General features: G+C 48.1%; 11 protein-coding genes and 1 pseudogene. All 12 read right to left on the reverse strand.

The annotated features are described in order from the left end of the window. Window positions 1–2: 2 nt before the first annotated feature. A complete protein-coding gene (locus C3V43_RS09940; protein ID WP_106069672.1) occupies window positions 3–455 on the reverse strand; it encodes a hypothetical protein in 453 nt (150 codons plus the stop codon). Between the two features lies 1 nt (window position 456). Beyond that, window positions 457–1083 carry a hypothetical protein gene (locus C3V43_RS09945; RefSeq protein WP_234878217.1) on the reverse strand — a complete coding sequence of 209 codons (627 nt, stop codon included), beginning with the start codon at window positions 1081–1083 and terminating at the stop codon, window positions 457–459. 36 nt (window positions 1084–1119) lie between these two features. Continuing rightward, window positions 1120–1206: pseudogene (locus tag C3V43_RS14945) on the reverse strand (RHS repeat-associated core domain-containing protein); the annotation flags it as partial. Window positions 1207–1617: 411 nt separating this feature from the next. Next, window positions 1618–1734 (reverse strand): SMI1/KNR4 family protein, encoded by a 117-nt coding sequence (locus tag C3V43_RS15105; RefSeq protein ID WP_394336136.1) that lies wholly within the window; start codon window positions 1732–1734, stop codon window positions 1618–1620. 21 nt (window positions 1735–1755) lie between these two features. Further along, window positions 1756–2334, reverse strand: a complete 579-nt coding sequence (locus C3V43_RS09955; RefSeq protein WP_106069674.1) for a hypothetical protein — start codon at window positions 2332–2334, stop codon at window positions 1756–1758. Continuing rightward, window positions 2297–5278 carry an RHS repeat domain-containing protein gene (locus C3V43_RS09960; RefSeq protein ID WP_106069675.1) on the reverse strand — a complete coding sequence of 994 codons (2982 nt, stop codon included), beginning with the start codon at window positions 5276–5278 and terminating at the stop codon, window positions 2297–2299. Before C3V43_RS09960 ends, C3V43_RS09955 begins: the two co-directional genes overlap by 38 nt. A 17-nt stretch (window positions 5279–5295) precedes the next feature. Next, entirely contained in the window at window positions 5296–8838 is a 3543-nt protein-coding gene (locus C3V43_RS09965) for a PKD domain-containing protein (protein ID WP_106069676.1), read from the reverse strand. 129 nt (window positions 8839–8967) lie between these two features. After that, complete coding sequence (locus C3V43_RS14815; protein ID WP_164996240.1) at window positions 8968–9069, reverse strand: smalltalk protein; 102 nt, start codon at window positions 9067–9069, stop codon at window positions 8968–8970. 192 nt (window positions 9070–9261) lie between these two features. Next, window positions 9262–9702, reverse strand: coding sequence for an N-acetylmuramoyl-L-alanine amidase (locus tag C3V43_RS09970; protein ID WP_106069677.1), 441 nt, complete (start codon window positions 9700–9702; stop codon window positions 9262–9264). A 33-nt stretch (window positions 9703–9735) separates the two neighbouring features. Beyond that, window positions 9736–10260 (reverse strand): HU family DNA-binding protein, encoded by a 525-nt coding sequence (locus tag C3V43_RS09975; RefSeq protein ID WP_106069678.1) that lies wholly within the window; start codon window positions 10258–10260, stop codon window positions 9736–9738. Between the two features lie 464 nt (window positions 10261–10724). Beyond that, on the reverse strand, window positions 10725–11630 hold the full coding sequence (locus C3V43_RS09980; RefSeq protein WP_106069679.1) for a DUF4373 domain-containing protein: 906 nt from the start codon (window positions 11628–11630) through the stop codon (window positions 10725–10727). Between the two features lie 80 nt (window positions 11631–11710). Further along, the gene (locus tag C3V43_RS09985) at window positions 11711–12028 is read right to left on the reverse strand and encodes a hypothetical protein (RefSeq protein ID WP_235655835.1); all 318 of its coding nucleotides are present in this window, start codon (window positions 12026–12028) and stop codon (window positions 11711–11713) included. Window positions 12029–12461: the final 433 nt, after the last annotated feature.

Genomic DNA, 12461 nt, shown 5'->3' on the forward strand with positions numbered 1-12461 from the left:
GATTATCCTCCTAATTCAAAACATCCGGGATGATTAACAAAATCAAATACACTGAAATTCTCATAAGGTCTTACGGTAACAATTATCATGGCCGGAATGTCTTTTACCTTGTAATGAAACACCGTGTCGATAATCCTCTTGTTGCCGAACAGCACAGAGTCCAAAGAGATGATTCTGATCCGCATCTTTACACTGTCCGTCTGAGGAACAAAGTCCGCAACGTCTGTCCCGAAATAAGTATCCCATACGGAATCATAAGAGGTACGGTAGAGTCCGCTGAAATACAGGCTGTCGTTTATCCAGAACTTAATGTAGTCCTTACTGTCACGTTTTGAGAGATTGTAGCGTTCAGCATAGCTCTCTACGGTTACAAGACAAGACTCTTGCGTATTTTTCTTGCCGCAACTGCCTATTAAAACGCAGAGGCACATGATAATAAAAAATGTTTTCTTCATCTTATTTCCTCGTTTTACTGTGTGGAATACGTCTATTTAACTTGCCATGAATATAGTTTTGCTGGATGATTTCTATTTGTTTCCGTTCCAGCTTGTTAGCAGTCAGAGGGTCTATCTGATTTTTTTGGAGGGATGATTTCTGTAACATTAAATTGTCGTCACTTTCTTTTTCATCTTTGTGGAATAATCCTCCCGTATGTCCCAGTTCATGCCCTATCGTCCGATTATCGCTTCCTTTCAACATATCGGAAACGGCCACTGTGCCAACTTTGATATCCAAGCCATGCAGAAATGTATAAGCACGTCCCATAGTCTTAGGACTACTACTGCCAATTTCATTCTGATTCACCACTTGAATCAAATGTTCCCTTTCCTTTAACTTGTCTGCCGAATCAATGACTCTCAAATTAAAATTCATCTTCACATCAAAATCTTTACCTGAGAAATTATAAGCGTCAGCAACTTGCTTGGTGATTGCGTCGGACAAAGCTTTCATATCAAGGCTCTGATCGTTGGAAGTATTATAAAGAGCTGCGTTCACTGTCAGGAGATATTGCATTCTCCGGGTCTCTTCATCATAGTAAATCTGCACGCGCCAATCCTTTCCATCCGGGTCTATCCTTCTCACCGGCTCGTTTCCGCAATACGCATACGGACTAATCCCGTAATACTTCTCCGCCAGCGGGTCTACCGTAGTGAACCGTCCCAGTGCGGCATCGTAATGCCTTGCGCCATAGTCGTACAGGTTCAGGCCTTTCCTTGCGTCAAGCTCCTTGGCGTTGTACTTGTAGGGCTACACATTTCCTGTGCTTGGCAAATTTAGACAAATCTATGATAAACCGGTGATTTTTAGGTTTACATCTTTCGATATACCCCCTTTTCAATTACCAGAAAAAGAAAATGAGGGGTAAAAATGCCCTTTTTGAAGAAACGACCCCTGCCACAGATAGCTGTAGCAGGGGTAAATTCTTATTTTTTGGCATTATGACACAGCCTCAGATTATTTACTCTCACTATCCGATGTCCGTCGGGGAACGTCTATTCTTCCGAAGTAACTTCCCTATCGCTTCCGTCGTAGTTATAATCGCTCAATGTCCAACCGATTATACACTCGTTGATAAAATCTGCCAAGCACTCGTGCGCTATCTCGGGAGAATCCGATTCAGTATATATAATTCGAATACCAGAATACAATCTGATTAGAATCTCCATTCTTCGTTTTTACCTTCGTGTCAAAGCAGTAAAAATTTCCACTGCCATCGGGAGAGAAAGGTATCAACAGATTAGATTGTTAAATATTTTATCTTTCAGAAGTCGTAGCTTTTATTATATACAGGCAACCCGACTCACAATCTATTTTTACAGAAAAGCCGTGCTGTTGAAGTAGGTAAATCACATATCTTTGTTCCGGTGGCGTCAACATACTATCAGTACTGCATTGGGGTATAAACCATACACCGTCAAAGAAAGAAAACAGCAGACCGTCTATACCCTTGCTCTTATAAATGGAATCAATACGATATTGCGGAATAACACGGTACTTGCTCAACTGCATATACAAAAGACTATCTACAATTAAGGTATCCTTTTCAAACTGTTCGGCCAAGTCCTTACGATGTTGTATCGTGGTGTCTTCGTTTTCATACAAAGCAGACATTAGCTTCAGTTCATCTAATATAATCGTACAAATGGAGTCTTGCCATTCTACACTTCCTGACACCACTCGAGGCGAGGTTGTAACCATCATGCAAGAATCACAATCCTCTTTCTCCACTGAATAAGACTTTATACTCCGGAATATGAACATCGCTCCAACAATAGTCATTATCAGAATCAACAAATTACTCCAATAATTCTTCAGGTACTTTTTGACTTCCATATGTTATTCTTTTGGGTGCACCGACAACTCTTCTTATTCGATTTTCAGTGTTAATGGCACGCACCTCCATTAGTAAGATTCCATTTTTAGTACTTTCATAAGTAGCTATCTTCTTATCTACATCGAATGAGTGTTGAAGTTCATGAGCAAGGCCTATTCTGGGTAATCTCACTTCCTTGTTAATCTCATTTTTTCGTTGACTGTAAGGATTATAATAAATTTCACTGCCTTGTGAAATTTGTCTTCTCACTTTTTCTGCATCAATTCTTGTTGAGTTGTATGCTCCTTTTTTAGGCATCGTAATGTAATGAATATTTTTGCTTTCTTCTAATTGGGAAATAATTTTGGCCACTTCACTATCATCTTGCTTAAGCTGCCAAAGATCCGCTTTTACATCTTTCTGATATTTGGTGTCATATCCCAATAATTGTTTTACTTTATCAACCACTCCATTTTCATTAGGTTTGATAATAATACTGTCTCCATTTATATCAATATTATTCGCCGGATTGTTTGCCCCATATTGAAAGGGGGAAAGTGAATAATATTTTTCCGCAAATCTATCAACCGTAGTGAACCGTCCCAGTGCGGCATCGTAATGCCGTGCGCCGTAGTCGTACAGGTTCAGGCCTTTGCTTGCGTCGAGCTCCTTGGCGTTGTACTTGTAAGGCTGGATGCTGCTTGTTCCTGCAAACGTGCCGCCGAAGGGATAGTAATGGTTCACTTCCTCTGCCGTTCCAGAATGGTTGATGACCACACGGTTGTTTCCCTGATGGTCTTTCAAGTAGTAGTGATACTTGCCATCGGCAAGGGTGATGTAACCCTCTTCGGTGAGTAGCAGCTTTTGAGTGCCGTTTTCATAGATCACATTGCCGCAGTAGTCCGTCGTTACGCTGGCGCCGCCTGCCTTATGAACGGTGCGGAGCTTCGTGCCGTCCGCAGCATAGGTGTAGGCGATGGCGCTTCCGTCGCCGAAGGTTACCGTGCTTGGCAAATTTAGACAATTATATTGAATGGCAGTGATTTTTTTATTCAAATCTTTGGTTAAGTTGCCGTTAGCGTCGTAGGCGTACTCGCCTGCCTGCTTTGCACCGTCCTTAAAGTCAAAGCCACCGTTGTAAGCGGAAGTAGTGACCGCATCGTCCACACGGTTCAAGCGGTTGCCATCCAGATGGAAGGTCAGGTTGTCTATCAGTCCGTAACTGTTTGCACCCGTCTGCCCGAAGCGTTGCAGACTCCTGATGTTTCCGTTCTTGTCATACCCCGTCACGCTCTCCGAGAAGCGGTTCGCATTCGCATTGAGGGCTGCCGTTTCGCCGTACACGGCATTCAGCAGGCGGTTCAGTCCGTCGTAGGTGAACTTATAGCCGCGGACGGTGCTCTCACTGCCCGACTTCCACATCAGGCTGCTGATGTTTCCGTTATAGCTTGGCGTGCCGCTTCCTGTGTTGTAATGCAGACTCTGGTTGAACTTGGCACCCGTGATGGCCGTCAGCCATCCGCGCACATTGTAGGCATAGGTCAGCTTGTTGGCGGCTGCCCCATGATGCTGCTTGGCCGACACTCTGCCGAAGTTGTCATAAAAGGCTTCATACAGGGTAATCGTAGCGTTGCCAAGACGGTGCTGCACTTTGCTTAAACGGTCGGCGTGGTCGTAGGTGTAGGTATATACCTCCGTGCGTGTAGGCTTCTTTATGGCGGTATGCGTATGGGTCACGGTGGCGGGATTTCCGGTAAAGGTATAGACCGTGTTCGTCACGTCATGTCCACCAAGCAGATTGCTCTGCACCCTTTGCGTCTCACGCCCTTTGAGGTCGTAATACTGTGCGACGTATATTTTCTCGTTGCTGCCGAGTACCGTAATCACGCTGCCCGTCAGTAACCCCTTTCCGTGCCCGGAAGCGTCTTTCGGAAACCTCCGGAACCCCGCGCTGCCCACGAAGCTGTAATCGTCGTAATAGTTTCTGAGGTGTACGACGGTGCCGGACGCGGAGTGTTGGTTCTTGCATTCGCCCTGTTCCGTCAGGCGGCTGAAGGCGTCGTACTTGTAGTACGTCCAGCGGCCGGCAGCGCGTTGAACCCCGTCTTGCGAGAAAGTCAAACGGTCGGCGTCGTCATAGACAGATACGACGTGCTCCACTCCCGGCATCTTTTTCCAGGTGCATCGGTTACGGTCGTCGTACCGGTATTGAAAGGCAAACTTTTCCAAGGCGGCCTCGTCCTGATACTTGGGCTGGAGCACAAAGCAGAGGTTGCCGAGGTCGTTGTACACATAATAGGTGTCGTGTGTCTCTTTGCCGTTCAGGCGTCGTTCCAGCAGCAGACGTCCCAGCTTGTCGGTAAAGGCGTAGCCCGTATTCCCGTCCTCATCCGTGGTTTTCACCACGGAGAGTTGACCGGGGACGTAGACTCCGGCAGCGGATAACGCATAAGACGAGTTTACGGAGTAGTGGATGCAGTTCAACGGGGCGGAGCTGCCGTTCACAAGATATTCCGTCTTTACCGGACGACCCGCATCGTGCCAAGCCGCGCCGGGGCCGTACTGCTGCACGACGCGTCCCAGCGGAGAGGCTTCGTAAACAGGCTCGTTGTAGGGGCGGCTGTCGGCATATCCGTTATGGCCGACGGCAATGGATTTCAAAGCAGCAGGATCGACATAATTTGCCGTCACCGGGACAGGTAGCCAACTGTTGCTTTTACGGCCGAGGGCATCGTACTCTTGGAGGGTGGCAAGCATCGCTCCGGTTTGTACCCCGTTTTTTACCGCTTTTTGCACTGTTTGAAACGGGCGTCCTATGCCGTCATAATATGAAATGTCGTTCCAATGAGATGTACCCGCTTCGTTCAGCATGGTGCGCGTATTGATATAATTCTGCGTGGGCTCTTGCGCGCACAAGGCTGAGCATCCGCAAGCCAATAATAAGAAAAGAATAAGTTTTTTCATAATCCATCATTTTTAAGTTAGAAAGCTACTTCCAAAAAATTCGGTGAACCTACTTGACTGCCTTCGGCGGTGACTTTGACTATATAGAGTTCTACCATACTCTCCGCATAAATATTGAATAAGTCTAGTGAAACATTCGTCTTCCCTTGAGGTAATGTCAGTGTGAAATCTTTTTTGCCCCTTCCGCTGCCGCTATGGAAGTAATTACCTATACGACATTCAAAATGAGTGGTGGGAGACGCCGCTTTCACTCGATATTCCATCCTGAATTCTATCGTAGTAGGCTTCTGGCAATTGATGGTAGCTCGGGTCGATGCATCGCCGGTAGACGGAAACGAAGAATCGGATATGTTACTGAACTTTACCTGGAATTTGTTAATCGTAAAGCTACGGCTTTTCCTTATCTCTTCCTGCGTAATCCAATCCTTTACCGTGCACGTCAATGTATACGAACCCGCTTCTTTGAAAGTATAGGTCAATGTGTTGCCGGTAGAGGAGGTCAACCGTTTGCCGTTACTGTCTTTCAGTTCCCATTTGTAATCGTAAACATCACTGCCGCCCGATACATTCATCAAGAACGTTCGCGTTCCTTGCTCGTAAGAGGAAGCACTGTTGCTGAACGATGCCGACAAAGCAGAAGCCGTATGGGTGTGGTTATATATCAGTTCCTGTACTCTCTTGCCGTCAACATAGAGCTCTTGAAGTCTGCCCCATACATCGTAGTTATAGGTGTGCCGCAATCCGCGTAGGTTTTTCATCGCTGTCATCCCTACCAACGGATTGTATTCGTAAGTCGTTATCTGCGCCGAGGGGAAGGCTGCCGCCAACCGGTCGGCAAGGAGAGTGTCTTTTCCCATCGGCATCGGTTCATCGGCCAGTACGTCCAGTGTGGCAGCACCTGCATGATGGCGAACAGCGTCGAGCGAAGCGTTGACCATACGGATTACCGGATACTGGTAGCCATATCCCCACAGAAAAACTTCTGTCGGTTTACCCCGTTCAGTAAACGAAAGCAGATTGCGTCGCTTGTCATAGTCGTGAAAAGTGACAAGTGTATGGTAAGGTCCGTTGCCGTAAGCTTCTTCTACACTGCTAAGGGCATAAAATGTATTTTGGAACAAAGCATACTTGTTATGGCGGGTCTTGAGGAGTGCGTTCCCTGCATACTGCTTCTCGTAAATAACGGGAGCGACCATAAAGCGTCCTACCATTGCAGCACATGCCGTTTCTCCCATATTATCCGCAGGATAGCTGTATTCCGTACGATGCACCACTCCGTCACAGCCGATGGTTCGTACCTCCTTCAGTTGCTTGTTGTGGTCGTTATATACATAGTCCGTTTGCCGGGTGAGGCATTGAGAACCGGAATATTCTTCGACCACTTCGCGGGTCAGTTGATAGGGATAATAATAAAAAGCCTGTGAATTGCAGATGCCGTATTGGGAAACTATCAGCATTCGCACTTCGGCGGCATAGACAGCTTGCGCATCCATATTCCCCTTCACAGTGTAAGTGTAAGTGGTCTTGCGCTTCGGCAGTGTGTTTCCCTCGGCATATTCCGTCAAGCTTTGCAGCTTTCCGCGTTTGATGCGTTGGCTGGTATAGGCAAGCATGTATCGTAGCAAGTTCTTCTGGTCGTTTGTCAATGCCGTTTGTTTATAGTAAGCATAGGTACCGCTGCCTAAAGTAGGCGAGTCGGGATGGTCGAGGTATGTGGAATAATCATATACCGTCTTTCCATTGCCGGTTCCGTGTGTCTCTGTCACGCGCGAATAAACGATTTCCGACTCGGAGAAAGAGTTGGCATGTACCACGTTGCTGGCCTCTGAAATGAACCATGCATTGATGCCGAGACCGATGTGTTCGAAATGCGCAAGGATGGCATACGTCTTTAAGTCGCTGAATACACCGCTGGAAATAGTTTTTTTCGTTTCCGGAGATTCGGTTTCATAAGTAAAGGTACGTACCTCTCCCGGCACATTCCTGATTTCCTTGATGCGTAGTCCGCCCACCATCCCCGATACTCTGTCGTTTACGATGTCAGGAGAAGTAAACACTCGGTGCATGCGGGTTCCATATTGGTGGTTCTCAAACGTAAACTCCGTATATCCTCCTGTGGGATAAGTAATTCTTTTCAGCATGGCTTTAGAAGCACAATTAAAATCCGGTTGACGGTGAGAAAAGTCAACTTGATCAGGATTGTATACGTATTTTGAAGTTAGTAGTGAGCGATTATTGTCGTATCCGTTGTAATAACCGCGCAGATCGATTCCTCGTGTTTCAGGTCTGGGGAGATTTTTCTGCTCGGTATAGGTAAAAGAGTATTTCTCTTTCCCGCAGAGGATGTCTGTCAGGAACATTCGATACGATGTATTGTCATTGGCAACAAAGTAAGAATGATATAGTTTGATACCTTTCACTATGGTGCCGTCGTTATTTGTTGCGAGAATATTGTCGAGGCGCAAAGTTTTCTGATTCCAGAAATGTTTTCGGGTATCACAGAAGGGGTACTCTTTAGTCATATAATTGAATGTCACAGTACCTGCCGACGAACAGATCTCTGACAAATAGGCTACTTTGGTGAATGTGTAACGGCGTTTGAGAGTCATGCCGCTACCCGACCAAAAATTATCGGGGTAGTTCATGATTGTATTAGCGCCATCGGCATAATAGCAATTCTTCACAATATTGTCATCATCCACATATTGAGAGGTTTGTTTTTCATAGGTTTTATAGATGAATTCCACTTTTTCACCGTCCAGCGTTTCGATGGAGGTCAGATAAAAAGCATTGATGACTCCGTTGTAAGTATCTTCCATGAGGTCGTCAACTTCTCCTTCTACCAGACGCAGACGTAAGGCAATCTCCAGAGATTCCGGACTGCCGCCGAAGGTATATTTGGTTCCATCATCCGTAGTGATGGAAATACTGCTGTCCACAGTGAATTGCCCCATGTGCTGAATGGCAAAGTTTGTCAGGTCAATCCGGTAGTTTCCGTCGCTTATTACTTTGGGTGTGCCGTCATGCGCTATGAAGAACTGCCCCCGGTGTTTGCCGAAGTTGAAAGAGAACATATCGGGTGTAGTCTCAAAATCGATGCCCTTAGCGGCCGAGGTAGTTATGTATTTCAGTGTACGTACCGAGTCTTCATTCAGTTTTCGGTTCAATTCTTTGATTGCATACCAATGTCCGTGTGCTCCGTAGTTAGGATATTCGCCGAAGTTTGTCCATAGCTCGTCGGGCACCATGTTCACGCTGCGGGTGATGACCCCACCTGCCATCAGAACCCAGTCATGTCCCACCTTCCCCGAGTCTTTGTTGGGGATAAAGCCGGAAGCGTCGTATTGCAGAGTAATGGGAATTTCCAGATTGTGTACATTCAACTGATAGAGCGGGATGCTGATATCGGGAGTTCCCGTATAATAAGATATCGGATAGGCTCCGAATCTACCCAGAGAGGCTGCTTCGGGCGACATTACCGGTATGCTGAGGTCGTAGGTCTGTCCCCAAGTCGTTACAGACAGGAACAGTAGGCATAAGAAAGTGATTATCTTTTTCATGTTCGGTAAATTATAAAATGAGATGTTTTTGAAGAAAAAGAGGCTGCCTGTTTCAGGCAGTAGTCTGCATGCTTTTGGGCAAACAGTCCGCACGTCGTGGCAGGCAGCCCGCAGGGTGTCAGTCCGCCGTTACGGCGTCATCGCCTTCACGCCGAGCACGCCGGCAATGGCGGTGGCTACGGTGACGATTACTTTCAGAATGGTTTTCAGGGTGTCTTTACTTATTTTCATGATGTTTGTGTTTTTAGTTCTTTCCGTCCGTTCCCGACCGTGCAGCAGAGGGGCAGGCCTGCCGGAGTTGCAGTTCCGGACCTGCGCGCTTTCGGGCAGGCTTGCCGGTCGCTTGCTGCGGCCGGGACGAGGGACGGAAAGATGGTTAATAAAAAAATACGTGTGTGTTTTGTGTTTGTGTGTGCCGCCGGCTTACAACTCGCGGGCCACGTCGAAGCAGGGACATTGCTTTGTCCACTCGGCAGGCTCCACCGTGCCGTTGCCGTCGAGGTCGGGGCTGAGGTCGCGGTGGCCGCAGACACGGGCATTGCGGAACTGCTTCAGCAGTTGGCAGACGAGCAGGCGCAGGGCCGAACGCTGTTCGGGCGTACGGGTATCCTTGGCACGGCCTTCGGCATCCAGTCCGCCTTCGTAGCAGATGCCCACGGAGTGGCGGTTGCAGCCTCGCACGTGTGCGCCGGGCTGCTCCAACGGGCGGGTGGATAGCACCGACCCGTCGCGGCGGATGTAGTAGTGATAGCCCGTCGTACGGAAGCCGCGGCGGCGGTGCTCTGCTTCGAGGGCTTCGGGGGTGAGGGCATGCCCCTCCCGCGTGGCGCTGCAATGTACCACGATGTGTGTGATTGTTCTCATACGTAGATAGTGTTTAGTGATGAGTGTTCAGCGTCAGCCCAATGGGTTTACGTTTTGATTTTCACCGCCCGAAGAGCCGCCCGAAGGGTTTTCCGATGAACCGTTATCTTCGGCCGGGGAGCTGCCGTCCGGTTTGGGAGGCGCATCTTTGAAGTCGAAGCGTACGCACTTCACACCATTCAGCAGCGAACGGGTGGCGACGGTGCCGTCGGGCTTGCGTTTGGAGGCGGGCATGAAGCGCACTCGTAGCGTGGATTGTGCGGCGGAGACCTTTGCGGCTTCTTCCACACCGTTCATGGTGGACTTCATCGCAAGGCGGAACGTGCCCAGACCATCCAGCGTGACGCTTTCGGAGGCTTGCAGGTGGCGGGTCATCACGGTGACGAGGTTGTCGATGACGTTTTTCGTGTCGCCGGTGGAGAGTGAAGAGAGTTCGGCTATCTCTTTCGCCACTTGGGTTGTGCTTATGTTTCCCGTCACCACCACACGGGGGTAGAAGAGTTTCTTGCCCTTTTTGGTGGCAAGAACCGATTGGAATGATTTGTAAATTACTGGCATAATAGTTCTCTTTTTTTAATGAATAGAATGTTGTTTTATTTATGTGTATCAAGCTTAATCACATTGCAAAGATAACGACATCCGAAGAGGAGGGCAAATTATAAACACCGTTTTTCTTCAAGAATTTCTTCAAGTTTTTCATCACGCTTTCATCACATACGGCTTGCCTCCGCATCACACATCAATCACACTTGCATCACATATCCGTTTATGTTTCCGTTGCCGTATTTCCATGTGTCTCCCGATGTTTTTCTACGATTTCACCGATGGTTTATCCTGTTTTCACCGATGGTTTTGTCTGCGGAATTATCTGTGGTTTTATCACAATCGCATCACAGCATAATCACAATCTTGCCATATCCTCATCACAATCCTACCGTTCCCTCTCGCCACAGGGTCTTGTCACGGTCTCATCACGTTTCCGATGCAGACGCTGTCACGGCTTTGTTTACGCAGCGTAAACTCTACTTGGCGCATAGGCTCAACAGATAGCGGCCCGGCTGGCGTATCTTGCCGCGACTCTCTCGCAGGGTGTAGAATCCTTTCCACAGCGGATGACCGATGATGCCGAAGTTGCTCTTCAGAATGATGGCGTACTGTTCTTGCGGAGAGATGCGCAGCTGCCGCAGGTTGAAGATAAGCCCGTCGAGGTTGCGGCTGATACCGTCGGCAGGTGGTTGCAGCTTCTCTATCTTCCGGCGATATTCCTCCTCCGCGGACGGAACGGCCGCGCCTTCAGTGTCCCCGGTTTCGGGGGAACTCTTGAGGAGGGGGTGTGCTGTGCTATTCTGTGCTATGCTATGCTGTGCTATGCTATGTGTACCAAATGTTGCATTTTGACCCTTAAATGTTACATTTTGGGGTTCGATAGGGGCGCAGACCGGTTGCGTCACGGCATCCTCCGCAGGTTGCGAAACAGCTTCCTGACGGGGCTTTTCGGCGTTTCTTTCCGGTTGTGGCATCTCTTCTTCGGCTTGCGTGTCGTCCACCAAGCTGTAGAGGGGGGCGATGGCGGACGATTTGCGCCGTTTGGTGCTGAAGAGATACTGACGTTGTATCTCGGCAGAGGTAAGTATGGCGTACTGCTCGAAGAGTTGGGCACTGAAGATGCCGTATTCCACAGCAAGGGCAAGGATGCGCTTCACGTCGTCGGCCGTCTTCTCGTAGAGGCAGGCGGAGAGGTCTTCGTAGAAGAGTTCGTCGGCGCATACGTAGTAGCCCTCGTCGGCGTAGATGCAGGAGAGGGCTCCCAGCAGGATGGCAAAGGCGCCGTCGCCCTCGCGTTTCATGATGCGGCGCACGAGGCGGTCGTGCATAAAGTCGGTGTTCATGGGGAAGTAGTCGAGTCCCCGTTTCTTGATTCTGGACATGGGTTTTAAAAAAGTGATTAATGAATTAACGATTAGTGATTAATGATGAGCGTTTGTTGATTAGGATGAGGATTTAAACGTTAATCACTCATCGTCATCAACGCTTCTTGCCGTGTGCGCTTGCGCATCATGCTTTCTCGGACCATGGACAAGGCTTTCAGGATGAGCGACATGCGTTCTTCGGGGTCGGCCGTTTCGGTGATGACGGGATAGTGCCGGTCAGCTTCTTGGGCCAGTGCCCGGAGGCGGTGCCGAGCTTTGCTCAACTCCCGTCGGCAGGCCTTGCAGTAGCTGTCGGCAGCGAGGGTGCGTTTGTCCACGTAGAAGTTTTCGAGGGGTTGCTCTTGGTGGCAACATCCGCAGGTGCGGGTTCGTTTTTCAGTGTTTTGTTTCATCATGATTTTGTTTTGTTAAGAATTAATACGATAAGGTTTTCTTGTGGTATCCCTTGTGAGAGACACCTGTAGGTGGGTTTCGGTGGAGATATATCTCCACCGTGCTACATATATATGCGGAGCGTGCTGCATCTATACTTCCCGGTCGGGACATCTGTATGGCGAGCCGGAATGAGGCGGAGGTTTCTCTGACGAGTAATTATTTTTCTTTCTTGGCGAGATTTCGGGATTGGAAATGCGGGGTGTATCTTTCATATAATCTTTTCTTTTTATTTTGCACTGAATGGTCACAATATGTGTTTTTGTCTTTGCAAATATAAGAAAGGTTTTATTTAAGAAACAATACTTTTCAAATATAAATTTTCAAGGAAGAGTTCAAGGCGTTGATTATGAAAATGCAAACGATAAAGAGAAAAAGTCTATTCCTAAAATGAAA

This window comes from Prevotella heparinolytica (assembly GCF_002998535.1).
In the GTDB taxonomy this organism is placed as follows: Bacteria; Bacteroidota; Bacteroidia; order Bacteroidales; family Bacteroidaceae; genus Bacteroides; species Bacteroides heparinolyticus.